General features: G+C 56.7%; 25 protein-coding genes. 14 read left to right on the plus strand and 11 right to left on the minus strand.

Annotation, left to right across the window (positions count from 1 at the left end; translation table 11 throughout):
- The first annotated feature begins 28 nt into the window (after positions 1 to 28).
- Entirely contained in the window at positions 29 to 991 is a 963-nt protein-coding gene (locus PCAL_RS08585) for an NAD(P)/FAD-dependent oxidoreductase (protein WP_193322647.1), read from the plus strand.
- Here PCAL_RS08585 and PCAL_RS08590 read toward each other — a convergent pair.
- The 5 genes from PCAL_RS08590 to PCAL_RS08610 all read right to left on the minus strand — a co-directional run bounded on the left by PCAL_RS08590 (position 983) and on the right by PCAL_RS08610 (position 3,620).
- On the minus strand, positions 983 to 1,219 hold the full coding sequence (locus PCAL_RS08590) for a hypothetical protein (RefSeq protein WP_011850298.1): 237 nt from the start codon (positions 1,217 to 1,219) through the stop codon (positions 983 to 985). The two genes, PCAL_RS08585 and PCAL_RS08590, sit on opposite strands and share 9 nt — an antisense overlap.
- On the minus strand, positions 1,219 to 1,377 hold the full coding sequence (locus PCAL_RS08595) for a DNA-directed RNA polymerase subunit P (protein ID WP_011850299.1): 159 nt from the start codon (positions 1,375 to 1,377) through the stop codon (positions 1,219 to 1,221). The genes PCAL_RS08590 and PCAL_RS08595 overlap by 1 nt, the downstream gene beginning before the upstream one ends.
- Before the next feature lie 2 nt (positions 1,378 to 1,379).
- The gene (locus PCAL_RS08600; protein WP_011850300.1) at positions 1,380 to 1,886 is read right to left on the minus strand and encodes a nicotinamide-nucleotide adenylyltransferase; all 507 of its coding nucleotides are present in this window, start codon (positions 1,884 to 1,886) and stop codon (positions 1,380 to 1,382) included.
- Positions 1,887 to 1,963: 77 nt separating this feature from the next.
- On the minus strand, positions 1,964 to 2,761 hold the full coding sequence (locus tag PCAL_RS08605; protein WP_011850301.1) for an agmatinase family protein: 798 nt from the start codon (positions 2,759 to 2,761) through the stop codon (positions 1,964 to 1,966).
- Complete coding sequence (locus PCAL_RS08610; protein WP_011850302.1) at positions 2,754 to 3,620, minus strand: cation diffusion facilitator family transporter; 867 nt, start codon at positions 3,618 to 3,620, stop codon at positions 2,754 to 2,756. Before PCAL_RS08610 ends, PCAL_RS08605 begins: the two co-directional genes overlap by 8 nt.
- Positions 3,621 to 3,662: 42 nt before the next feature.
- On the opposite strand from PCAL_RS08610, the gene glyS reads away from it, so the two are divergent.
- From glyS to endA, 3 genes are read left to right on the plus strand one after another with little or no spacing between them, the layout of a single operon-like run.
- Positions 3,663 to 5,420 carry a glycine--tRNA ligase gene (glyS, locus tag PCAL_RS08615; protein ID WP_193322648.1) on the plus strand — a complete coding sequence of 586 codons (1,758 nt, stop codon included), beginning with the start codon at positions 3,663 to 3,665 and terminating at the stop codon, positions 5,418 to 5,420.
- Between the two features lie 32 nt (positions 5,421 to 5,452).
- Positions 5,453 to 5,800, plus strand: coding sequence for a hypothetical protein (locus tag PCAL_RS08620; protein ID WP_011850304.1), 348 nt, complete (start codon positions 5,453 to 5,455; stop codon positions 5,798 to 5,800).
- On the plus strand, positions 5,800 to 6,351 hold the full coding sequence (gene endA / locus PCAL_RS08625) for a tRNA-intron lyase (protein ID WP_193323034.1): 552 nt from the start codon (positions 5,800 to 5,802) through the stop codon (positions 6,349 to 6,351). The genes PCAL_RS08620 and endA overlap by 1 nt, the downstream gene beginning before the upstream one ends.
- On the opposite strand, the gene PCAL_RS08630 is transcribed toward endA, so the two are convergent.
- Complete coding sequence (locus PCAL_RS08630) at positions 6,348 to 6,734, minus strand: Hsp20/alpha crystallin family protein (protein WP_011850306.1); 387 nt, start codon at positions 6,732 to 6,734, stop codon at positions 6,348 to 6,350. The genes endA and PCAL_RS08630 overlap by 4 nt on opposite strands.
- Before the next feature lie 47 nt (positions 6,735 to 6,781).
- Positions 6,782 to 7,000 (minus strand): CpXC domain-containing protein, encoded by a 219-nt coding sequence (locus PCAL_RS08635; protein WP_011850307.1) that lies wholly within the window; start codon positions 6,998 to 7,000, stop codon positions 6,782 to 6,784.
- A gap of 43 nt (positions 7,001 to 7,043) precedes the next feature.
- On the opposite strand from PCAL_RS08635, the gene PCAL_RS08640 reads away from it, so the two are divergent.
- From PCAL_RS08640 to PCAL_RS08665, 6 genes are read left to right on the plus strand one after another with little or no spacing between them, the layout of a single operon-like run.
- Complete coding sequence (locus PCAL_RS08640; protein WP_011850308.1) at positions 7,044 to 7,760, plus strand: nitroreductase family protein; 717 nt, start codon at positions 7,044 to 7,046, stop codon at positions 7,758 to 7,760.
- Positions 7,761 to 7,789: 29 nt separating this feature from the next.
- A complete protein-coding gene (rkd1, locus tag PCAL_RS08645) occupies positions 7,790 to 8,131 on the plus strand; it encodes an arcadin-1 (RefSeq protein WP_011850309.1) in 342 nt (113 codons plus the stop codon).
- A gap of 22 nt (positions 8,132 to 8,153) precedes the next feature.
- Entirely contained in the window at positions 8,154 to 9,446 is a 1,293-nt protein-coding gene (locus tag PCAL_RS08650; protein ID WP_193322649.1) for a heat-shock protein Hsp70, read from the plus strand.
- A 26-nt stretch (positions 9,447 to 9,472) separates the two neighbouring features.
- Complete coding sequence (gene rkd2, locus PCAL_RS08655; protein ID WP_011850311.1) at positions 9,473 to 10,084, plus strand: arcadin-2; 612 nt, start codon at positions 9,473 to 9,475, stop codon at positions 10,082 to 10,084.
- Between the two features lie 35 nt (positions 10,085 to 10,119).
- A complete protein-coding gene (gene rkd3, locus PCAL_RS08660) occupies positions 10,120 to 10,290 on the plus strand; it encodes an arcadin-3 (protein WP_011850312.1) in 171 nt (56 codons plus the stop codon).
- A complete protein-coding gene (locus PCAL_RS08665; RefSeq protein ID WP_011850313.1) occupies positions 10,268 to 12,655 on the plus strand; it encodes an AAA family ATPase in 2,388 nt (795 codons plus the stop codon). Before rkd3 ends, PCAL_RS08665 begins: the two co-directional genes overlap by 23 nt.
- 46 nt (positions 12,656 to 12,701) lie before the next feature.
- Here the strand turns inward: PCAL_RS08665 and PCAL_RS08670 are convergent, their stop codons facing one another.
- On the minus strand, positions 12,702 to 13,448 hold the full coding sequence (locus tag PCAL_RS08670; protein WP_011850314.1) for a TrmB family transcriptional regulator: 747 nt from the start codon (positions 13,446 to 13,448) through the stop codon (positions 12,702 to 12,704).
- An 80-nt stretch (positions 13,449 to 13,528) separates the two neighbouring features.
- Between PCAL_RS08670 and tes the strand changes: the two genes are divergently transcribed.
- A complete protein-coding gene (gene tes, locus PCAL_RS08675) occupies positions 13,529 to 15,268 on the plus strand; it encodes a tetraether lipid synthase Tes (RefSeq protein ID WP_011850315.1) in 1,740 nt (579 codons plus the stop codon).
- 12 nt (positions 15,269 to 15,280) lie between these two features.
- On the opposite strand, the gene PCAL_RS08680 is transcribed toward tes, so the two are convergent.
- From PCAL_RS08680 to PCAL_RS08690, 3 genes are read right to left on the minus strand one after another with little or no spacing between them, the layout of a single operon-like run.
- Positions 15,281 to 17,083: a hypothetical protein gene (locus PCAL_RS08680; protein WP_011850316.1), complete on the minus strand. Its 1,803-nt coding sequence runs from the start codon at positions 17,081 to 17,083 to the stop codon at positions 15,281 to 15,283.
- A complete protein-coding gene (locus PCAL_RS08685; protein WP_011850317.1) occupies positions 17,080 to 17,844 on the minus strand; it encodes an ABC transporter ATP-binding protein in 765 nt (254 codons plus the stop codon). Before PCAL_RS08685 ends, PCAL_RS08680 begins: the two co-directional genes overlap by 4 nt.
- The gene (locus PCAL_RS08690) at positions 17,835 to 18,974 is read right to left on the minus strand and encodes an ABC transporter permease (RefSeq protein ID WP_193322650.1); all 1,140 of its coding nucleotides are present in this window, start codon (positions 18,972 to 18,974) and stop codon (positions 17,835 to 17,837) included. Before PCAL_RS08690 ends, PCAL_RS08685 begins: the two co-directional genes overlap by 10 nt.
- Positions 18,975 to 19,019: 45 nt before the next feature.
- On the opposite strand from PCAL_RS08690, the gene PCAL_RS08695 reads away from it, so the two are divergent.
- The 3 genes from PCAL_RS08695 to PCAL_RS08705 are packed head-to-tail and all read left to right on the plus strand — an operon-like array spanning position 19,020 to position 22,391.
- On the plus strand, positions 19,020 to 21,632 hold the full coding sequence (locus tag PCAL_RS08695) for an MMPL family transporter (RefSeq protein WP_193322651.1): 2,613 nt from the start codon (positions 19,020 to 19,022) through the stop codon (positions 21,630 to 21,632).
- Complete coding sequence (locus PCAL_RS08700) at positions 21,610 to 21,789, plus strand: hypothetical protein (RefSeq protein ID WP_011850320.1); 180 nt, start codon at positions 21,610 to 21,612, stop codon at positions 21,787 to 21,789. The genes PCAL_RS08695 and PCAL_RS08700 overlap by 23 nt, the downstream gene beginning before the upstream one ends.
- A complete protein-coding gene (locus tag PCAL_RS08705) occupies positions 21,786 to 22,391 on the plus strand; it encodes an HAD family hydrolase (RefSeq protein WP_011850321.1) in 606 nt (201 codons plus the stop codon). Before PCAL_RS08700 ends, PCAL_RS08705 begins: the two co-directional genes overlap by 4 nt.
- Positions 22,392 to 22,393 lie beyond the last annotated feature (2 nt).

Genomic DNA, 22,393 nt, shown 5'->3' on the forward strand with positions numbered 1-22,393 from the left:
AGATATAAGGACATCCCGTTATGACCATGTGCCGCATAGAGTGGTGGTAGTTGGAGGAGGCATCGCTGGGCTCTACTTCACATATAGACTGCTCTCGGCGGCGAGGGAGGTAGAAGTAGTCTTAGTAGACCCCAAGGACTACCACGAGTTCATCGTGGGAGTGCCCATGGCGGTGGCTGGGCTCGTGGAGTTTAAAGACCTCCTCTTTCCCTTCCGCCAGTTGACCAAGGCGAAGTTCGTCAAGGCAAGAGTTGCGGCGATTGACGAGAGATGTGCAAGGCCGGCCGAGGGCAGTGGGCCCATATGCGGCGACTACCTAGTCTTGGCGCCAGGCGCCCTACACATAGGCAGCGCGCAGTACTGGTCAGTGGAGGGCAGCGCAGCCATAGCTCAAGCCGCCGCCGGCGCCAAGGCCGTCCGCTTCATAGTGAACGAGCTGACGCCGGTTGCGGGATTCCAGGAGCTGGCATATGCCATTAAGTCTAGGTGGCCGGAGAAGGAGGTGTCAATTCACGTAGTCTACATTGGCGAAGATTACCGCTCCTTCATGGAGGTGGGAAAGAGGTGGGCGCAAGAGATTGGACTCGAGATGTCGGACGAGCCGCCGCCGTGGCGCCCCGACGAGTTGTACATAAAAGTGCCCGCGGCGAGGCCCCACCCCCTCGCCGCGGGGCTTGAGGTAGATCCAACCACCTTTGAGACTCAGTACGAGCGCGTATACCTCATCGGCGACTCTTCGCTTCTAAAGCTGGGTCTGCCTCCCATTGGGTGGGGGGCCCTTTGGCAAGCCGCCACGCTGGCCAAGGCAATAGCCAAGGAGTTGGAGAGCGGAGTCTTCGAGGTGGAGGCCGAGAGTTGGCTGGCGGAGGGCGACAAAGAGAAGTTCCTGCAGTGGATGGTCTACCGCATGACCTCTGGCACCCCCGTGATTCACTTAAAGGGGCTGTACGACCTCTGGCGTGGGCAAGTCTGGCGCTTTCTCTCAGCCTAGCCCCCTCCCCCCTGCCCACACCACCATGTCCGTCTCTGGGTCCCACACCACCGTGTAGCCGTCTACCCGCATGCGGAGGCGGCCTCCCCTAATTGCCACAAAGTAGCCTCTGACTCTGCCCGTCTCTACGTCAACCAGCAGGCGGCCTCCCACCACCTCCACTCTGAGGGCCTCGGCCAGCTTTGATTTTCTGAACCTGTCGGCTATTTCGGAGAAGTCGGCGGCCATTAGATGGCGGGTATGCGCTTGACCATTGGGCTTCTGACCTTCATAATTATCTTGAAGTTGCAGTAGGGGCACCTTATGCCGGGGAGAATCTCCATCTCAGACTTTGAAAACGTCCGGCCGCATCTCATACACACGTAGAGCTTCCTCTCCTCCGCCACGGCTACCTGTTTGCCGCCCTATATAAATGTTGAACTCTAGCGACGCCGCCTATCTCCTCGATGTACTCGGCCACTGCGCTTGGGACAAGCTCCTTCCACCGGGGATCTCCCTGCGCCATTAGGCGCCTTACCTCCGTGGCTGAGTAGCCCTCGTGGTGTGGGTGAGCCCTCACCTCTACCCCCCAGTACTCAAGCGCGGCAGCGACGTAGGGGTTGTTGGAGTAGGCCACTTGGTAGGGGGGACACCAGTGGCGGACATATGCACCCCATAGGCTTGAGGAGCCGCCTGTGTCGGGCACTGTGCAAAAGAGGAGGCGGCAGTTTGGGCCAAAGTGCCGCCTGAACATCTCAAGCCTCTCGCCGGGGGTAAAGGGGTTTTCAAATGTGAGGGCCTTGTCTGCCGACCCCAGCGCTATTACTACCTCGTCGTAGTGCGTGAGGAGCCACTCCACCACTTTTACATGCCCCCAGTGCAACGGCTGGAAACGTCCTACGAAGAGGGCCCGCATATTTAAAACTGAGACTCCGGGTATTTTAGTGATGTTGTAGCTCGCGGCTGAGGTGTGACGAGAGGCATACTGGCTGACTAAAGCAGAGAAGAAATGTGCATTAGTATCCTCACCACCTTCGCCGCAGTTATGTCGGAGACGTCGAACGGGGGGCTGTACTCCATGACATCTACGGCCACGGGCTTTAAAGAGAGCATTAAGTCGGCCAGTAGGAGCTCCAGTTTTCTAAAGGAGAGGCCGCCGGCCTCCGGCGTCCCCACGCCTGGCGCCTCGGAGGGGTCTAAGACGTCTATGTCTAGGCTTAAGTACACTCTCCCCGAGGCAGTTGCCACGGCGTCTGCCACCTCGGACCTCGTGAAGTCTGACCCCTCTACCACGTAGAAGCCTGCCTCTTTTGCGTATTTGTACTCCTCGTCGTCGTATGCCCTGACCCCTATGTACAAGGCGTAGAAGCCCAACTCCTCGTGCGCCCTTCTTGCAAAAGTGGCGTGGGATAGCTTTTGCCCAGGCGGCCACTCGTCGCGGAGGTCGAAGTGGGCATCTATGTGGACATACACGTCGGGCCTCAGCGCCCTCAGTGCGGCAAGCGTAGCCGTGTGTTCGCCACCCAGCATTATAAAGGGCGGCGTAGTCTTCCTAATGAAGGCCTCTATCCGCGACACGTTTTCGCCGGGCGCCCCGTGCAGTAGCTCCACGTCGCCGAGGTCGCAGAGCGGCTTTGCCACGTTGCCGAGGACAGTCGTGTACTCTAGATACGGCAGAATGCTCCGTATTTTCTGTGGAGCAAAGCGAGTGCCCGGCCTAAAGCTGACGGTGTCCTCCATCGGCGCGCCGAACAGCTTTACGTCTCCCTCGCGGCAGACGCTCTTAAGCATGGCGCCTCTTCCTAGGGACAATTTTTATATCAACATGCACTATGAGGGGGTGGAGCTTTGAAATTGCCCTTATGGCCCTGGTCCTCAAGACGTGTAGACGGCCGATGGTCATGTCGGGGCTCACCGCCACGAGGGAATACACAACTAGGAAGCTCCCAGCCCTCCTAATTTTTACGTCGATGGGGCGGCCCAGCTCGCCGAGTGCATCTCTGATCTTTTCCTCGAGCTCCTCGTCTCTGTACAATGCGCCCAGGATTCCGTAAGTGGCCTCTCTGGCCAAGCGCAGGAACTCGTAGAGCACGTATCCGAATATCGCCACCACAGCCGCCGTCTCCGCGATGTATAAGTGGAACAAGTTACTCACAACAACGGCCGCGGCGGAGAAAATGGAGAGGAATGTGTCAACCTTGGCGTGTGTGGCATCTGCCTGGAGTATGTCCAGCTTCAACACGCGGTAGTTGTGCTTTTCCCAGAGGTACATCAACGCCGTCACTGCGCCGCTGGCCAGCAACAGAAGCGTCATCCATAGGGGCGTGGGCTCCCCGTCCAGCTTTATAGAGGATGCCAGTAGGTAGGTGTAGAAGCCCACCACGGCTATTACAGAGAGCAACGTCAGCAGGCTCTCTACGCGGTAGTAGTCCCATGGGAATGGCCTAGAGCGCCTTGACGCAAAGTAGAGGCCGAATCCGCTGACGTACGCGATGGCGCTGTCCAGAAATCCGTGGAGTGCATCGCTTGTGACTAGGAGGCTTTGGTACACTACGCCGAGGAGGAGCTCCGCCAAGGAGTATGCGAGGGATATCGTCCCCATGATGAAGAGGTAGAGAGAGGCAAGCCATAGTCGGGTCGACGGCGACACGGCTCTTGGAAAGGCTTAAAATATATTTACTACATGGGCGCAATGGGGCGTGCTGAGCGGCTTGAGGAGATCGTAAAGAGGAGGTTGATCTATTGGCCCAGCTCGGAGATCTATGGCGGCATCGGCGGCTTTTATGATTTCGGCCCCCTGGGGGTGCAGATTAGGCGGAATATTGTCGAGAAGTGGAGACGCACCTTCGTCTTACCCTACCAAGACTTCATCGTGGAGGTGGAAACTCCCATAATTATGCCCGAGCCCGTGTTCAAGGCCTCCGGCCACCTGGACCATTTCACAGACTACGTAGTGACGTGTAGTAAGTGTGGTAGAAAGTTTAGGGCGGATCACTTGGTGGAGGAGGAGTTGGCCAAGAGGGGGCTCAAGGTGTCCACGGAGGGTCTCTCGGCCGCTGATCTCAAGCGCCTCATAGAGGAGCATAAGATTCGTTGCCCAGTCTGCGGCGGCGAGCTGGGGGACGTGGAGACATTTAACCTCTTGTTTAAGACGACGATAGGCCCCTACAGCGACAGCGCGGGTTACCTCAGGCCTGAGACTGCGCAGGGCATTTTTGTGGCGTTTCCGCGGCTCGCGGAGTATGTGGGCAGGAGGCACCCATTTGGCGTGGCGCAGATTGGCAGAGTGGCGAGGAACGAGATATCGCCCCGCGGCGGCCTCATTAGGCTGAGGGAGTTTACTCAGATGGAGATTGAGCTGTTCTTTGACCCACAGAACCCCAAGTGTCCAGTCTTCGCCGAGGTGGAGAACTTGGAGGTGCCCATTGTGCCAGAGGAGCTCGTGGCAAAGGGGGCGACCGACCCGCTTTACCTCACGGCGCGGGAAGTGGTGGAGAAGGGGTACGCCAACGAGTGGATGGCGTTCTTCATGGCCCTCGCCGCCAAGTTCCTAAGGGAGCTCGGCGTGCCTCTAGAGAAGCAGAAGTTCCTCGGGAAGCTCCCCCACGAGAGGGCGCACTACTCGGCCAAGTCCTACGACCAGATGGTTTACACAGAGAGGTTCGGGTGGGTGGAGGTCTCTGGCCACGCATATCGCACAGACTACGACCTCTCTGGTCACAGCAAGCACAGTGGGCAGGAGCTCTACTTGGAGAGGAGGCTCCCCGCGCCGAAGGAGGTGGAGGTGGTCCGCGTATACCCCAACCCGGCTACTATAAGGGAGAAGTACGGCGATAGGCTGGGCGAAGTGGTTAAGGCAATTAAGGAGGCGGAGGCAAGGGTGGCGGAGGCCTTTAGGCAAGGCGCGAGCGAGGTGAGAGTCGGCGACTTCGTTGTGACGCGCGAGATGGTGTTTATCAAGGCCGAGAAGCGTCGTACCGACTTGGAGAAGTTTATACCCCACGTGGTGGAGCCGTCGTTTGGCCTTGACAGAATTCTATACGTTGTGCTAGAGCACGCGGTGGCGGAGGAGGGCGGCAGAGTGTATCTGCGCTTGCCGCCCGACATTGCGCCTGTGACTTTGTGCATTTTGCCAATTGTAAAAAGGGAGGACTACGTGGCCATTGGTAAGAGGCTTATGAGAGAGTTGGCGTCTGAGGGCTTCCTCGTGCACTATGACGACGAGGGGACTATTGGCAGTAGATACGCCGCGTGCGACGAGGTGGGGACTCCCCTCGCCGTTACCATAGACGAGAGAACCCCCGTCGACGGCACTGTCACTATTCGCGACCGCGACACTAGGAGGCAGGTTAGAGTGAAAACTAGCGACGTAGCCCGCTTCGCCGCCTTGGTTAGAGGCGGTGTTCCCTTTGACAAGGCCGCGGAGGCGCTGGGCGCTTCACCTCAGTAACACATTTTTAACCCCCACCCCCTGTATTGTACATGTCTGAGGGGAAGGACGTGGAAAGGGGTAAGAGGCTGTTGATACCGCCGTTTCTCAAGCCTCAACAGGAGAAGAAAGAGCAGAAAAGAGGCGAGCGCAGAGTCAAAATACGCGCCGGAGATGTGGAAGAGGGCGTGGCCAAGTTGTCTAAGGACGTCTACGAGGAGCTCGATAAGCCGAGCGAGGTGGAGGTGGTGGCGCCAGGCGGCTCTTCTCACGAGAAGAAGAAGGTGTTCCGCGCCGTGTTAGACGAGAAGTTAGCCGCGGGGGAGGTGTTGGTGTCGGCTGAGGAGCTTAGGTCTCTTGGAGTGGCCGACGGCACTGTTGTTACAGTGAGAAAGAGATGATCAAAGGCGTCTTGAGGGGCCTTGCGGTAGTTGTAGAAGACGTAGAAAGCGGCAGGGAGCTGTATAGGCGGGGCTTCTACGGGCGGTTTCTAGGCTATGACAAGGTGAAGAGGGAGGAGGTGGATAAGGTAGATGCCCCGCTGATACTAGCCCTCTACGAGGCGTTGTACCTCGCGGAGAAGGGGGTGTTGACGGTGGTGGATGAGAACGGAGTGGAAATACCGCCTCAACAGTTGGTGGAGCTGGGTAGGGCTAGGATTAAGAACTTCGACGATATATACAAGATATACAAGTACTTTAGAGACTTGGGCTACGTGGTTAAGAGCGGGCTTAAGTTCGGCGCCTTGTTCTCAGTGTACGAGAAGGGGCCGGGCATAGACCACGCGCCTATGGTGGTAGTGTTTTTGGAGCCTGACAAGGGCATCTCGGCTACGGACATTACGAGGGGTGGGAGGCTGGGGCACAGCGTTAAAAAGACCTTTACCTTGGCCACTGTGCTGAAGCCGGCGGGGGAGGTGGCTCTGCTCGGCTTTACCTGGGCGCGCCTCTAGTCTATCTTGAGCTCGGCCACTCCGTACTCCCCCGCCTTGCCCACCACCACTTGCAATACGCCGTCTCTGTAGACCGCCCTGGCGCTGTCCACTCTGAGCCTGAAGGGTAGCTCTATTTTTCTCGACACGGGGAAGTTGGAAATGCGCTCTCTTCTAATGGGCTTCCCCTGGGCCTCTTGTTGCGACGGCGACGCCGTGACTTCCACTGAGCGGTCGTATACTCTAACCTTTATCCCCTCCTTCTTCACGCCGGGCATGTCTATGTATATAACCACGGAGTCTCCTAGGTCGTATATATCCACGTCTGGCTGTCTCTCCACTTTGCCGACATTGGAGTCGTACAGCTCTTTGAGGCCTTCCTCGATCTTCCTCACTGGCTCCATGTAGAAAACTGCGGCCTCTTAAAAAACGGGGCTGGGTATTATCTGTGTTATTTCTGTCCAACGACGCCTATGATCTCGCCGTAGGCGTTTATTGGGAATGAGCGGCCGCACTTGGGGCAATTAATGCTAAAGCCAATGTTGTACCAGCTTTCTCCAATCTCTACCTCGAACTTGTGTTTACAGTATGGGCATGTGGCGCGCACTTTTAGCGTCTTCTCCAGCTCTCCGCCTGAGTATTCCCAGTCTTCTGGAAATTCCTGGGCCATGGGGGGCGAGGTGGATGATATTTAAAAAGGTAATCTTCGACACATGGACTTCTGGGAGACGTTGGCAAGGCGGCGGTCGATAAGGAGGTTTAAGCGTGTTAAAATGCCAGAGGAGGACGTAATTCGCATAATGGAGGCTGGGCGGTCGGCGCCGACAGATGCAACTCTGCATCTGTGGACCGCTGTGCGGATTGTAGATGAGGCAAAGAGGGCCAAAATCGCGGAACTAATTGCGCAACCCCACGTGGCCGAGGCCTCGGAGTTTTTCGTGTTTCTGGCGGATTTGTATAGGCTGGAAAATTTGTTAAAGCACAGGGGGAGGGAGCTGGCGAAAGACCGCTTCGCCCTTTTCGTATTCGCGGCAGTTGACGCAGCTTTGGCGGCTGAGAACATGGCCCTGGCCGCTACTGCGCTTGGCTACGGCTCTTGTTTCATAGGCGCGGTGCAAAACGCCGCTGAGGAGCTCATAAAGATTCTAGAGCTTCCACGTCTGACTTATCCACTCTTCGGGCTGGCGATTGGCGTCCCCGACGAGGACCCGCCTCCTCGGCCTAGGCTCCCCCGCGACATGTTGTTCCACGTGGACAAATACCGGAGTTACAGCAGAGAGGAGCTGGATGAGGCGTACAGAGTCATGGCGAAGATAACGAGGTCGGGGGACTGGCTGAGGCTGTTGGAGAGATATGCGGCCGCTGGGGGCTACTTTGAGGCGAGGAGCGCCCTCATGCGGCGGCTCCTCGGCGAGCAGGGGCTTGGGTAGCATTTATATATTTGCCGGTTTTGGTTTCCATGGCCACTATTAGGGGCATCGTCATTAGCAAGCAGTTGGTGTACGACCCGAGCGGCGCTAGATACATAAAAGTCGATATAATAGAGGAGAAGGAGTTGCCGGGCCCCGTGGCGGCCTTTTCTGCGCAAGATGAGCAGACGGCGCAACTCATGCGCGAGGTAATGCCGCTTGTTACACAGATAGTGCGGTCTCTCCCCTTCGGAGGGGGTAAGATAGCAGTGCCGAGGCTAACTCTGTGGCTGACTGACGAGGAGCTGGAGATGTTTGGCGACGTGGACGTGGGCGACGTCGTTTTAATCTCTGTAGAAAATGGCGAAATTAAGGTAAAGCCAGAAGCTTAAATAGCTGTTGTTGAGAGTGGGCGTGATTTCAGACGCGTATAGGCTTAAGTACACCTTCGGCGTGGACTTCGGCACCAGCTACGTCAAGTACGGGCCCATAACTCTCAACGAGCCTAAGATGGTGCAGACTAGGGGGCTCTTTCTCCGGGATCTCCCCGAGTCTGTAAAAATGAGAATACCCCCTGACGTGTTGGCGCGGGGCCTTGTGGTAGGCGACGAGGAGGTGCGGAAATATCTGTCGAGCGTTAGAGATGTGCAACGGAATTTGAAGTACCCGCTTAAAGACGGCGTGGCTAGGCGGGACGACGAGGAGGCTTGGAGAGTGTTGAAGGAGTTGGCAAGGTACACTCTTGCCCAGTTCCCAGTGTCGGACCCAGAGTTCGCCGGGTGGCTTGTGGCCGTGGCTCTCTCAGCCTTGGCGCCGGACTATATGTACAAGGCCATTTTCGACATCTATGACGAGCTGGCCAGCGAGTTTAAGATCTACGCAGTGACGATCCTCCCCCAGCCCCTGGCCGTGGCCATTGCAGAAAACGCGGTTAACTGCGTAATTGTGGAGGGCGGGCATGGGAATATCCAGGTGGCTCCCATAAGCTTTGCCTTAATTAGAGAGGGGCTGGTGGCCCTCAACAGGGGGGGAGCCGAGGCCAATGCCATCACTAGGGAAATTCTCAAGGACATTGGGTACAGCGACATTGCCAGAGAGGAGTACGCGGTGGAGGTGGTGAAGAGGGCCGTGGGGCTTGTCCCGAGGAGGCTTAAGGAGGCAATTAGGGCAGCGAAGTCTGACCCAGACCGCTTTGTGACAAAGGTGAGGCTGTCCCCCGTCGTGGAGGTGGAAATACCGCGGGAGTACGCGTGGACGAGGTTTCTCATTGGGGAAATAGTCTTTGACCCCAACCACGAGGAGATTAAGAGCTACATAGAGCAGTCGCGGCTCCGCATTGAAAACGCGGTGATAGGCGACGTCACTCTCTACGGCGAAATGGACGTGGCCAGTGCAATAATCACGTCGCTGAGAAACGTCTCTGTGGAAATACAGGAGAGGGTGGCGTCTCAGATCATCTTGAGCGGAGGCGCCTTCAGCTGGAGAGTGCCCCCCGGCATGGAGGATGTGGCGGCGGACAGCGTGACGAGGGTCAAGATCGCACTGGAGGAGAAGAGCCCGGCCCTGGCGTCTAAGGTAGAGGTGAGGCTGGTCTCGGAGCCGCAGTACTCCGTGTGGCGAGGTGCGGTGATATACGGCTACGCCCTGCCGCTGAGCTTGGAGTGGTCTGACACCACGAGGGAGGGCTGGAGGTTTCCACGCCGCTGAATTTAAATACTGGCGTTGGATATATCGTGGATTTTCCCAAGGTCCTCTTAATACGCCACTTCACAGAGGTCTTGGGGATGAAGTACGCGGGAGAGGGGGGAGAGGTGTTGTGGTTTGAAGAGGGGTTAAACAGGGTGGCGGTTGGGATATACTTCACAGACTTATATGAGGAGGCCGAACTCTACAAGCGTGTGGGCGCGTTGATGGGGCTAGGCGCGTCTAAGGTCTTCTTGGCTGTGCTCCCCGACGCCTTGGCCTTCGTTGACCCGCGGTATTTTAAGGCAAATGGGGTAGGGCTAGTCGTCGTGGACCCCGCCAAGGGCGTAGACGGCGTCGAGGTGAAGATTTTTGCAAGAGCTAGGCCTGCGGCAGTGGAGCCTCTGAAGATCGACGCCGTTAAGGCGGCGTTGCATGAGTATTTGGCATCCGAGTTGAAGAGAGTTGAGGAGTCCCTCTTTGAGAAAGTTAGACGGTATGTAGACCAGAGGGTAGAGGAGGTAAAGAGGGCTTTACAGGCGGTAGAAGAGGCGAAGAGGGCCGCCCCGCCTGTGCAGAGAGCCGCGGCTGAGTCTGCCCAGGAGCCCAGGGGAGGCATTGGCGAAAATGAGTGGGTTAAGATACTTAGGTCGAAGCGCTAGGCTGTAAGAATATATATTGGCTAGTCCTCTCACGCGTGGACATCCTCCTCGAGGAGGTTAGGAAAGTCTTTGGGAACACCGACGAGGGGAAGCTCGCAGAGAGGCTCATAGTCGCCTACAGACAACGGGGGGCTAGGGGGGCTAGAGAGGTTTTAAAGAAGTACTTGGAGGAGTTGGGCGTAGATGTGGCGGATATCGAGAGTTGAGCTGGAGAACTTCCGCTCGTATAGGGGAGCGCACAGGCTGGAGCTAGGCGACGTCAATTTGCTGTGGGGCAGGATAGGCGCTGGGAAAACCTCCGTTTTCTACGCCATTGAGTACGCCTTGTTTGGCCAACAGCTTGAGGTCAAGGAGAGGGTGGCCAAGCTAGCCGACTTGATACACTCGGGGTCTCACGAGGCTAGAGTGGCTCTAGAGCTGGTGGACGGGGCCAATGTGCTTAAGGTGGAGAGGAAGCTGGGAAAGCGGGGAGCGGAGAAGCTCGTCGTTGTGCACAACGGCGTAGAGCTCAGAGGCGGCGAGGCGGAGAGGAGGCTGGAGGAGCTTTTAGGCGTAGACGAGGATTTGTACGAGCGGTTGGTATACATTTCTCACAGGACGCTGGAGGGCTTTATCTACGGCACCTCTCAGAAGAGGGCAATCTCGGTGGATAGGCTCTTCGGCATCGACGTGATAGACGGCGTAGTTAAGACCGTCTCCTCGGCCGAGAAGGCGCTGTTGGGGAAGGCGGAGGAGCTGAGGAAGAGGCTGGCGGCTTATGAGAAGTACCGGGATGTGATTAAGAGGTATGGTGGCTACTCGGGGCTAGTGTCTAGGCTTAGGGCTCTGAGCTCCGAGATTGAGGCGCTGAAGGAGCGGGAGGCTATGTTGACGAGGACGGTGGAGGAACTTGCCAGGGCGCGGGCGGCGTATTTGGCGAAGCTGAAGGAGCACGAGCAGATTCTACTGGAGTACTACAGGGCCAGGTCTGAGCTCGAGTTTTTGGAGTCCTCCGCGGGGGGCGAGGTAGACGTGGGCGCGCTGGAGAAGGTGAAGGCCGCGCTTAGGGAGGCCGCTGAGGAGTTTGAACACATGCTTGACCCAGGCATATTGGAGAAGTTGTACAAGGCGTCCGACCTGGAGGCCCTCTCGGTGGCCATGGCCGAGGTGTACGACGCATTGACTAGGGTTGCAAAAGACTTGGAACTCGAGCTGACCGACGTGAAAAAGGCCTATGAGGAGTATGTGGCCAGGGCGAGGAGACTTGAGGAGGAGGTGGCCGCGGCTGAGGCGCGGCTGAGGAGATTGGAGAAGCCGTTTTTGCGCTTTCAAGAGCTTTTAAAGAAGCTTCGCTCTTTGGAGGAGGCCCGGGCGAGGCTAAGCGAGGCCAGGCGTAGGCTTAGCGAGGCGGAGAGAGAGGCGGCGTATTACACGTCTCTCAAGACTGTGGCGTTGTACCTAGCTGAGACAAACGCCTCTGTTTGCCCAATATGCGGCTCGCCTATAAGCAGAGAGGCCGTAGAGAAAGTAGTTCGGGATATCGATGAAAAGTTCGGCGGCGTAGTGAAGAGAGTGGAAGAGCTACGGGAGGAGGTTAAGGCGCTGGAGAGAGAGGTAGAGGAGATGGAGATCCTCCAGGGCGACGCGGCAGAGTACATAGCCGCGAAGGCTAGACTGGACGAATTAAAGGTAGAGAGAGAGGAGGTGGTGAAAAAGGTGTTGCAGGCTGAGAAGTCGGTTAGGCAGTTGGAGAAGAGAATTGAGAAGTTGCGCGAGTTTTTTGCAAAAGTGGACAAGCGTGTCATCTCAGACGCCGTCTCTAGGTATGGGAGAGCCGTGAGGATTAGGGAGCTTAGGAAAAGGGTCAAAGAACTTGAGGAGAGGCTGAGGCAGGCGGGGATAGGGGGAGAGGAGCTCGAGGTGGAGGTCAAGTGGAGGGAGGCGGCGGCTGAGCTTGAAAAGGCGGCGGCTAGGCTAGCCGAGTTGTACAAGGAGAAGAGCCTCTTGGAGGAGGCGGCGCGGGAGGTTGGGGAGGAGGCGGAGGGGCTGAAGAAGAGGCTGGACAACGTGCTGTATGCGTATGGAAGACTAGAGGAGCTCAAGTCCCGGCTTGAGTTAGCCAAGGTTAGCGCAAGAGCTAGGCTTGTGGAAGTGGTGAGGAGCCGTTTCAACGAGGTGTTTCAAAGCTTGTATAAGTATGGCGACGTTGTGAAAGTGGACGCGGCGGTGGAGCCCAGCAGGGGGTACTACGACTTCTACGCCATTTCTCCCTCCGGCGATAGATATGGCGTCTCCCGGCTGAGCGATGGGCAGAGGCTGTCAATAGCCCTCTCCCTGGCCCTAGCGTTAAGAGAAATCTCCCAGGTGAAGCTCGGCTTCTTAATCTTCGACGAGCCGATACCCTACGTCGATGTAAATGTGAGAAAGGCCTTCGCCCAACTTCTCACATCGCTGGCTGGGCGCTACCAGCTCCTAGTGGCCACCCAGTCTAGGGAGTTCGCGGAGGAGGTCAGAGAGGCTTTGCCAAACGCAAAGCTGTTCACCGTTGTGAAAGACGGCGCCTCTGCGCTGATAGAGGGGTTACAAAGCTGAGCCTCAGTGCAGGTCACCGATCCCAGCTCCAGACCTTCACCACCATTCAGCTTGTGTGTTGCTCTGTTCCAGTATTAAAACTTGCCCTCTGCCAGACGTGGTTGAAGTAAGTCTTGGCAACCTCGATTATGTAGCGCTCGTTGGAGTAAACTCCGCTCAGTTCGTCGAAGTGTTTTACGTAGATCACGACGGCGTCTCCGATGGCGCCTCCGCCGAAGAGCTCAGCCGTGGTCCTCACCTCCACGCGGGGAGGCAGGCTCAACATGGGCCTCAGACGTGCAGTGGTAAGAACCTTGATAGACACCCTCTTTGACTCCTCCTCTATTGCCGAGACCAGCCTATACGTCACCAGCTCTGGGAAGGGGAGAGCGAGGTACACCTCGGAGTCCGCCGTAGTTATGATCTCGTGGACTAACTCGGCAATCCGCTCCGTGCCTCTCACCAGCGTCAAGAACGTCGAGGCAACTGCGTGCTGTCTCTCGTAGACCATTTGCAACCCGTCGAAATAGGGCTTTAACTGCCTCAACGCCTCCGATGTCTTGTTTACAAGCATTTTGTAGACCTCCGCGGGGGGTCTCGCCCTGTACCTGTACGGCCTCCCACCGCCCTCCTTTGCCACAACGCCCAGGTTCTCCAACTTGTAGAGGTAGGTGTATATCTTTGTGTAGGGGATGCCCAGCGCCTCTGCCAACTCTCTTGCCGATTTGGGGCCCTGTTCTACCAAGGCTACGTAGATCTCCGCCTCCCGCTCCCCGACGCCGAGGAGGGAGAGGACTCTGCCGAGCTGGTCCACGGAGAGGTGGCGGTTTAGCTATTTATCTTTTTCCGTTAACCGGGTTAAAAAGTTTAAATATAGATGGCCACGGGGGCGCAATGAGCAAACAAGTGCTGGAGCTAGAGGCTAAGCCGAAGAGGCTGGTGGATCTCTCCAGGTTTAATCTGCCAGAGAGGTACAAATCGACGTTGACAAATGAGAAGTGGCAGACGATGGTCAAGAGGCAGTACGGACTGCCAGAGGATACCCGCGCAGTGAAGGCGACGCTGTCTCTCTGCCCAGTCTGCAACAGGAGGATACCGGCTGTGGTCTACGAGGAGAACGGTGCTATATGGCTTAAGAAGAGTTGCCCAGAACACGGCGTATTTGAGGACTTGTACTGGGGCGACGCGGAGATGTACTACTACTTCCTCCAGTGGGACAGGCCCGAGTACATCGCCAAGGGCCTTGCAAACCCCTACACAGATCTGGAGTTCTACAAGGACATGGGCTCTTGTCCCGAGGGCTGCGGCCTCTGCCCAGTGCACAAATCCAACACCGTGTTGGCCATAATCGACGTCACCAATAGGTGCAACATGGCGTGCCCCGTGTGTTTCGCCAACGCCGGCGCCGCCGGCTACGTCTATGAGCCGACCCTAGAGCAGATAGAGTACATGTTGCGCACGTTGAGGGCGCAGAAGCCGTGGCCCCCCAACGCGATTCAGATATCGGGCGGCGAGCCTACGCTTAGAGACGACTTGCCCATAATCGTATCCATGGCCAAGAAGCTCGGCTTTACGCACATTGAGGTGAACACAAATGGCATTAGGCTGGCCAACGAGCCGGAGTACTACAAGGCCCTGCTAGACGCGGGCATGTCCACCATATACCTCCAGTTCGACACGATCGACGAAAAGAACGAGGGCGTGTGGCGCCACAGGCTTTACCACCCCAAGGCCTACGCCGCCATAAAGTACAGAGTAATTGAAAACGCGAGGAAGCTGGGCCACCGCTCCATAGTCCTAGTGGTGACTCTGGCCCGCAACTACAACGACAAGGACTTGGGCAAGATCATCGACTTCGCAATTCAGAACAGAGACGTGGTGAGGTGGGTGAATATACAGCCCGTGTCCTTCTCAGGCCGCGCCAGGCTGTACAGCAAGGAGGAGCTCCGCAAATTCCGCATAACGATCCCGGACACCATAATTGAGATTGAGAAGCAGACCGGCGGAGCCATCAGCAGGTGGGACTGGCGCCCCACCAACTGGCCAGTGGCCGTGGCCAAGATGGTCGAGGCGTTGACAGACTCGCCCAAGCCTCTCTTCTCCATGAACCCCATGTGCGGCGCCGCCACCTTCATATACTACGACGAAGACGAGAAGCGCATATACCCAATCACAAAGTTGGTAGACGTCGACGCGTTTGAGCGCGGCGCGTGGGATGTGTACTACACAGCGGTGAAGGGCGGAGTGTATAAGCAGGCGGCTAAGCTAAAGGCGCTGAAGCTATTGAAAGCGGTCAAACACAAGAGGGTAAAAGACTTGATCTACGACTTCCTCGTGAAAAAGGACTACGAGTCGCTTGGCCGCTTCTTCTTCAACGTGGTGGGCATCGGCATAATGCACTTCATGGACACAATGAACTACGACGTAGAGAGAGTGCAGCGCTGCGACATCCACTACGCGACGCCAGACGGCCGCGTATTCCCATTCTGCACATACAACGTCGTCGGACACAGAGAAAAGGTAGAGCAGTCCTTTAAGGTCGATCCAAAGACCTGGGTGAAGGTGACCGGTGTATCTCTGACCGGGTGGAACAAGCAGAAATTCCAGGAAATACGCACAAGCATAAGCCCATAAACCTTTTTTCCTCTACCTCCTCTCTCTTCTTATCACGAGGAGCACAGTAATTGCTAGAGCTACGGCAACTATTGCCAACGGCATCTGAAACGACATAGTATCTCTCTGCTGCGGCGTAGTGGCTACTGCGGGTAGGGGTATCGTGGTGTTGCGCATGGCTGGCGGAAGTTCAATGAAATACCGGACCTCGACCCTTGTCGCATTCACTACGGCAAGATACATCTCCACTGCGGCGCGGCGCGTCGACAGCTCATAAAGCTGCCTTCTCAACTCGGCGGTGTAGTTGTACAATGCGGACTCTACAAAGCCGAGCCTGGGCAACGCGGCCAGTTGCTCCACCTGATAGTCTCTAAGGCCACGGGCGTAGTGGACGAGGTCGTCACCAGCTCTCCTGAGCGTAGCAGAGGCGTTGTAAAGCGGCGCCACGTATTTAGACACCTCGTCTGCAGTTTTGTAGAGGTTGGCCGCAACGTCGTCTAAGTTCTTCGATGCGTTTAATATGATCTGCGGCATGCCTTGTTTAAGCGCCGTGGCGTTCCCCCGCGTGGAGGCCGCAGTGGAGTTTAACAGAGGCGCCAGCTCTCCCAAGCTCTTCCTAGTTGCCTCGAGAGTATTCACAGAAGAATCAACTATAGCGATAAGGCTGTCTACAATGCCTAGCAAAGAGTCCACGGACTGCCTCAGCGAGCGCAACTGCAAAATTGCTGCGTCGAGAGGTCTCTCACCTTGTGTTAAATTCAGCTGGGAGAGAGCTCTCTTGGCGCTCTCTAACTCGCCTATCGCCAAGTCGATTGACTGGCGGATTGCCAGTAGATTAGATCTAATGCCAAAGAGCTGTCTGCGCGTCTCGGCAAGCCCCTGTATTGTCTGCCCAGCGGCCACGTCGTAGGAGGCCAACGCCGCTGACTGCGTTTCTAACAAGTTGGCGGCTGTTATAAGCGCTAGGTACTGGTAGTCAACTAAGAGGAGGCTCCGGTTTAACACCTGCGACACCCCAGCCGCAGCATCCCCCAGCGCCGCCACTTGTCTCCTCAGCGCCTCCAGCGCATACGTCGACGTGTTCAACGCGCTGGCCCCCTGGCCCAGGGCAAGGCCCGTCAAGTTGAGAAGCTGAATGAGGCGGGTCAAATTTTGCAACTGGCCGTAGGCAGTCTCCGTAAACAGTGAGACAACCCTTGAGAAATTCTGTAGCTGGGCAACGGCGCTGTTTAACTCCCTCGTCTGCCTATCAAAAGCCGACAATGTGCCGTTTAAATCAAGCGTCGCAGTTATAGACACCGTGGGCAACCGTACAGCCCCAAAGCTCCCAAACTCCCTAATCCTCAGACCCAGCTTAAACTCTGTGTAGTTACCCACCAGGAGAGCCCAGTAGTACACAGTAGAGCCCGACACCTGGGTCACTGAGGTAGGAGCCACGTCATAGAGCAGGGCAACTTTTCCATCCGTCGCCACCGACACCACCACGGGCACAGACACAGGGAGAAGGGGACGGAGCTTCACCAATAGCCGAACCACGGTCGTGTTATCCGCCCAGAGGACCCCATCTCTATAGACCCCGTTCACATAACTCACGTCTACGTCCACCGCGAGAAATGGGGGATACACATTTTGCGCCGGCCGCTCCAACACCACCGCCGAGTAGGGGGGAACCGTCACGCCTGACACATTCACGGGGCTTGGCCCATTGTTTACGAGGACTTCTTGAAGAGAGACAGAGCTCGTGACGGCGCCCCCAGGCTTTACGTTGTACGTCATTACAAGCGTAGATGCGGCTAGGAAAACCGCCACAGCGAGTAGGTACAAGAGCTGCCTCATAGCCCAATTAACTCGTCTATGCGTCTAAGTTTTTCATACGCCGTAGCGACTCTCTCCAGTTCTATCTTCAGCTCCCTCTTGGGGGGCTCTGCCGCCTCGTAAACTCTGCCGCTACGCATGTATATGAGCCTTGTGGCTATGCGCGCCACCTCTGCGTCATGTGTCGCAATAAAAACGGTCGTCTTAAAGATCCGGTTCACGGCGGCTATAAGGGCTAGGAGGTTTGAGGCGTTGTCGGCGTCTAAGTTTGAGGTTGGCTCGTCGAGGACGAGGATGGGGGGATTATTCGCGAGAGCCCGCGCCACCGCGGCGCGTTGTTGCATGCCGCTGGACATCTGCTGTGGGTAAAGCCCAGCGGCCTTCTCCAACCCCACTAGCTCGAGAAGCACCCTGGCCTTCAGCAGGGCCAGCTCCTTCTTCACGCCCAGGGCAATTAGGGGGAGGGCCACGTTCTGCTCCGCGGTTAAATAGGGCACGAGGTTGTAGCTCTGGAAGAGGTAGCCTATGTTCCGGAGGCGGAACTTCTCCAGCTTCTTCTCTGGCATGTTGACAACATCTACGCCCAACACGTACACCTCGCCGCTCGTTGGTCTATCAAGCGTCGCCACTATGTTCAACAACGTGGTCTTCCCCGAGCCCGAGGGACCCATCAACACCACAGACTCCCCCGGGGCCACTACAAGCGAGACTTCTTCTAAGGCCACGGTTCTCACAGCGCCGTTCCCATACACCTTGCTCACCCTCCTAAGCTCTACCGCCATAGCTGAAGTATCTCAATAGGCCGCAACTTTGCCACTCTATACAGCGGCGAGGCGGCCCCCGCTAATGCTACTGCTAGAGAGGCTGACAGGGCTAGGGCGATGTAGCGGAGCTTGAACTCTATGGGGACGTCGAAGTTGACGCCCATACCTATCAAAATTTGTTTGACAAGCGTGGCGCCGTAGAAGCCCAGCGCCGCGCCGGCGATCCCGGCGGCCACGCTTAGCAACGCCACTTCCACAGCCACGGACACGACGATGTCGGAAGACGAAATGCCCACGGCCTTGAGCAAGCCGAATTCCCTAAGCCTCTCCCTGGCAGTGATAGACATGACGGCGAAGGTCGTCACGGCGGCTGTGGCAAGCGCCGCGGCGCTTATCACAGTGAAGACGAAGTTCAAAGCGTTGAAGACCTGGGATACTGTATTCAACAGAGCCTCTTGGGTATACACCTGGGCATCTCGGAACGTCTCTTTCAGCGTCTTGTAAAAAGGCGTTACATACCCCTTGTCTCTGAGCGTTATCAAGACGGCGTTGACGAAGGGGCCAGCCCCCAGCTCTTCCTGAAGCCAGTCAAGGGGAACCACCACCAGATTTAGCCTAAAGGCGCCTATGAAGCCCCTTAAGAAGCTCCTCATAACACCCACCACCTTAACCGTGACTGTCCTCTCCCCGCCCAAGGCGCCTGAGTACACCTTAATCGTGATAGTGTCGCCGGGCCGCGCGGCGAGTGACTCTTCTACAACGGCCTCGCCCCCCGAGGAGGGGAGTCTCCCCTCCTTTAAGTCAATGGCGAAGTAGTCGACGTCTCTAAGAGGTATCCCCACGATAGATACCACTTGCCCATTCACAACGCCGGTGGTAATTATGATCCCCTCTGCCCCACTTACGGCGGGGTTACGCTGGAGCAAGTCCACAAGCCGCTGTGGGATATTTATAGAGTCTGAATACATCATAATATCGGCTGGGTAGACTTTGTAAAGCGTCTGCTCCACGTAGGCCCTCGTGGCGTCGCTGACGGCGGTTAAGGCCACCAGCAACGCTACGCCGACGCCTATGGCGACTGCTGTCAACAAATATCGCAAGGCCCTCGACTTCAAGTCTCCTAAGGCGAGCATCAGTACGTGGTCCACGGCCTCTACGCCGCATCCTTTTATATACTTGTCTAATGCCCCCACGTGAAGAGGACGGTGGCGGCCGCTGTAGCTCTCCTAATCTTGTACGTATACTTAGCGCTCCACTCGCCCAATGTATTTAGCGTGCTGGTATACGATGAGTCTAAGCTTACGCCTCCCGACGTAGAGCCAAAGCTAGTAGACTCCATAGTCAAGCAGAAGAACGGCAGCGGAGTGAACACCGTGCCGGTGGTCATATTCGGCCCCTTCCTTGAGGACAAGGCGAGGAATTTGACAAAGCTGTTCCCTAATTCAACAACCCCGTGGACTATTTTAGATAAGGCACTGGACATCTACTGGCGACGCATAAAGGCCACCGTTGAAAACGCCACTGTGGCGTTTAGAGACGTAGCCGTGGCCGTGGCAAACGCCACAGGAGAGACGTGTAGCGAATTGAAGAAGCTCGTGCAGGGGTACACAGAGGCGAGGGAGAGGGCTAGGGAGCTCCTCTTAGCCACATACGGAGTCGCGGCGCTGGGGAAAGCTGTGGACAACAAGACGGAGGAGTTCCTCAAGAAGTACAGGGAGTATGTGGCAGTCTACGACGTGGACGTGGCGGTGAGATTAGCAGCAGAGGAGGTCTACGGCGTCAACGCGTCGCGGCTCTTGGCAAATGTCACGTGGAGGACGTGGGCCTCTGAGGGCGCCGTGGAGAACGTGACAGAGGCCATTTTATCCACAGCCTTGAACAAAACGTTGATACAACTGGCGCGGGAAGTCGCAACTGTAGGCGTGGAGAAATACGTCTATGTATCCACAGTGAATAAGGCCCCGCCTGTTTTGCGCCCCTACCTGTCCTACCTCGTGTGTAACGGCGATGTGGACCGCGCCGTCGAGCTCTTTAGAGCCGACTTGCTGAGGAATATAACGGCGCAGTATCCGCCCCCCACTTTGGACACGCAGAAGCTCGCGTCCCAGCTGGTGTACAGGGGGAAGTACGCGCTTGCCTTTGTCAAAGCCACTGAAGATAAGCCGGTTATACCCCTGGCGCTGGGCGTGCCTGTCTCTATGGCGTACATAATGGACAGCTTTAGAGAAATTGTGACACAAGACGTCTCCTCAATAGACAAAACCACCGCAACGTCTCTGCTTGTGGTACTTCTGGCGGTTATGGGGACGCTTGCGGCCCCCCTCGTAATAGTGTCCACCGTTGGCCTCACGTACCTCGCCGTCTTGGGATTCCTAGAGCAGATAAGCAGCTTCCAAGGCATATACTACCTCGTCGTCTACATGGCGGCCCCCGTGGTCTTCGCCATAGGAGTAGACTACATGCTCCTCATGACTAGCCGCTATGGGGAAGAGAGGGCTACTGGCAAAAGCAAGAGGGAGGCCATCGACGTCGTGGTTAAATACGCCAGGAGGGCCATAGCGGCTAGCGCCGCGGTGGTGGCCACATCGCTTGGCTCATTCGCCCTCTCCACTCTCCCATTTATGCAGTCCATAGGAATAGGCTATATAATCACCACGGCGTTTGTCGTAGCCTCCGTCTTCGTAGTTTTTCCCGCCATCTTGTATGTCCTGGGCGATAAGATCTTCTGGCCTAGGAAAAAGGTCGTTGGACACACAGGCAGGTCCAGGCTGATGGCCAAGGCGGTGGACCTCGCGTTGAGAAGGCCCCTCGCCGTAGCCGCCGTAGCGCTGGCCGCCACGCTAGTCTCCTTCATATTTCTAACAACGACTCTAAAGATCACAACCGACCCAGTTGTGGCAATGCCAGAGACGCAGCACAAGAAGGCCCTAGAGATTGCCACCAAATACTTTTCTAACATCACGGCGATTTCTACCACGTATGTAGTAATGAGGGAGCCTCCGCCGCCGCAAGTTCTGGCAACCGTGGAGGGGCTACCTCACTACGTTAACCATACTGTGGAAAAGATCGGCGATTGGTATGTAATCAATGTAAGGCTCTCTGTGGAAGACACATCTGACGAACTGTTGAAGGTGTATCAGCTCTTGAAGCCGCTTAAGGATCAATACGGCGCATTAATTGGCGGAGCCGCCTCTTGGAAGAACGTGGTATTCAACGAGATTTACGTCCGATTTTGGAACTTCCAAGTGTACGTGGTAATAGTGGCGGTTTTCGTAATACTCGCCGTGTTGTTGAAAAGCTTCCTAATCCCCCTCCGGCTGATAGCCACAGTGCTTATGTCTATAGCGTGGAGCCTCGCGCTGGAGGTGCTCCTCTTCCAAGAACTCGCAGGACAGCCCACATACTGGCTCGTGCCCATAATCCTCTTCGCCTTTTTAATGGCCGTGGGGACAGACTACGACATTTTCATTATTGCGAGGATAAGAGAAGAGCTTGAGAAGGGGCTCGGCGAGAGGGAGGCGATAAAAAGGGCCATCGTCACCACAGGGCCCGTGATAACGGGCGCCGCCTTGATCTTGGCCACGGCCTTCTCCACCCTGCTCCTATCTCAGCTCACTCTGCTGAGGCAGGTGGGCTTCACCATAGCCTTCGCGGCGCTGGTAGACGCCTTCGTCATAAGGCCCCTCGTCGTGCCAGCCCTCATCGTGCTGGCGGGCAAGTACAACTGGCTGTGGGTCACGGGCTACAGCGTCAAAGTTATAAACCCAGAGCTCGGCGGAGGCCGTGGACCTAGTCCTCTTGATTAAGGAGCTGGGGGGAGAGGCCGACCTAGAGACAATAGCCGAGGCCGCGTGGAAGAGGGGCATACCGCCGCCAGTGGCGACGAGGAGGTTGATGAGACTAGTGGAGAAGGGGGTGGTGGAGGTGGTCTGCGACGTAGGCGTGCGGTACCGCGTTAGATGAACGTAATCACAAGCTTCTGGGGCCTCTTGGCACAGCCGGTGGACTTCTGGGAGGAGCTAAAGGCTACGGTGGGCAACGACGGCGCCGTGGAGCAAGTGAGAGTCGTCGTGGAGGAGATCAGGGCCACCGGGGTGGAAGTGCCACTACGGTCTGTAATAAGCGCAGTGGCACACATGGCGGGCTTGGAGGCAAGGGAGATGTGGAATAGGTATGTGGCCCAAGTGTCGGGCAAGATCAGGGAGACACCTTGCGCCGTGGAGTTTATCAAGTGGGCCTCCAGCGCGGGAAAAGTGGCGATACTCTCTAACACGCCCTGCAAATGCTTCATCACGGCCTTCTTAGAGGCCCACGGCTTGAGGGTGAACCTCGTGCTCACCTCAGACGTCTTGCTTAAGAGAAAGCCCCTCAAGTCGGTGTTTAAGTACGCGCTGAGGCGTCTGGGAGCCGAGGCGCGCGACACCGTGTACGTGGGCGACAGCGAGGAGGACCTAGGCGCAATGGCCCTGGGAATGTTGACCATAATCGTGGGCAAAGAGGGCGGACACGTCAGCTTTAACGACCTCTGCCAGGCGAAGAGCTGGCTTGAGCAGATTTTTAAGTAGAA

It is taken from the genome of Pyrobaculum calidifontis JCM 11548 (assembly GCF_000015805.1).
GTDB classification, from domain to species: domain Archaea; phylum Thermoproteota; class Thermoprotei; order Thermoproteales; family Thermoproteaceae; genus Pyrobaculum; species Pyrobaculum calidifontis.

Bases quoted from the DNA above. Each gene is read 5' to 3' on its own strand.
- PCAL_RS08590 (WP_011850298.1), bottom strand. From the start codon at position 1,219: ATGGCCGCCGACTTCTCCGAAATAGCCGACAGGTTCAGAAAATCAAAG.
- PCAL_RS08600 (WP_011850300.1), bottom strand. From the start codon at position 1,886: ATGCGGGCCCTCTTCGTAGGACGTTTCCAGCCGTTGCACTGGGGGCAT.
- PCAL_RS08605 (WP_011850301.1), bottom strand. From the start codon at position 2,761: ATGCTTAAGAGCGTCTGCCGCGAGGGAGACGTAAAGCTGTTCGGCGCG.
- glyS (WP_193322648.1), top strand. From the start codon at position 3,663: ATGGGGCGTGCTGAGCGGCTTGAGGAGATCGTAAAGAGGAGGTTGATC.
- PCAL_RS08620 (WP_011850304.1), top strand. From the start codon at position 5,453: ATGTCTGAGGGGAAGGACGTGGAAAGGGGTAAGAGGCTGTTGATACCG.
- PCAL_RS08630 (WP_011850306.1), bottom strand. From the start codon at position 6,734: ATGGAGCCAGTGAGGAAGATCGAGGAAGGCCTCAAAGAGCTGTACGAC.
- PCAL_RS08635 (WP_011850307.1), bottom strand. From the start codon at position 7,000: ATGGCCCAGGAATTTCCAGAAGACTGGGAATACTCAGGCGGAGAGCTG.
- PCAL_RS08640 (WP_011850308.1), top strand. From the start codon at position 7,044: ATGGACTTCTGGGAGACGTTGGCAAGGCGGCGGTCGATAAGGAGGTTT.
- rkd1 (WP_011850309.1), top strand. From the start codon at position 7,790: ATGGCCACTATTAGGGGCATCGTCATTAGCAAGCAGTTGGTGTACGAC.
- PCAL_RS08665 (WP_011850313.1), top strand. From the start codon at position 10,268: ATGTGGCGGATATCGAGAGTTGAGCTGGAGAACTTCCGCTCGTATAGG.
- tes (WP_011850315.1), top strand. From the start codon at position 13,529: ATGAGCAAACAAGTGCTGGAGCTAGAGGCTAAGCCGAAGAGGCTGGTG.
- PCAL_RS08680 (WP_011850316.1), bottom strand. From the start codon at position 17,083: ATGAGGCAGCTCTTGTACCTACTCGCTGTGGCGGTTTTCCTAGCCGCA.
- PCAL_RS08685 (WP_011850317.1), bottom strand. From the start codon at position 17,844: ATGGCGGTAGAGCTTAGGAGGGTGAGCAAGGTGTATGGGAACGGCGCT.
- PCAL_RS08705 (WP_011850321.1), top strand. From the start codon at position 21,786: ATGAACGTAATCACAAGCTTCTGGGGCCTCTTGGCACAGCCGGTGGAC.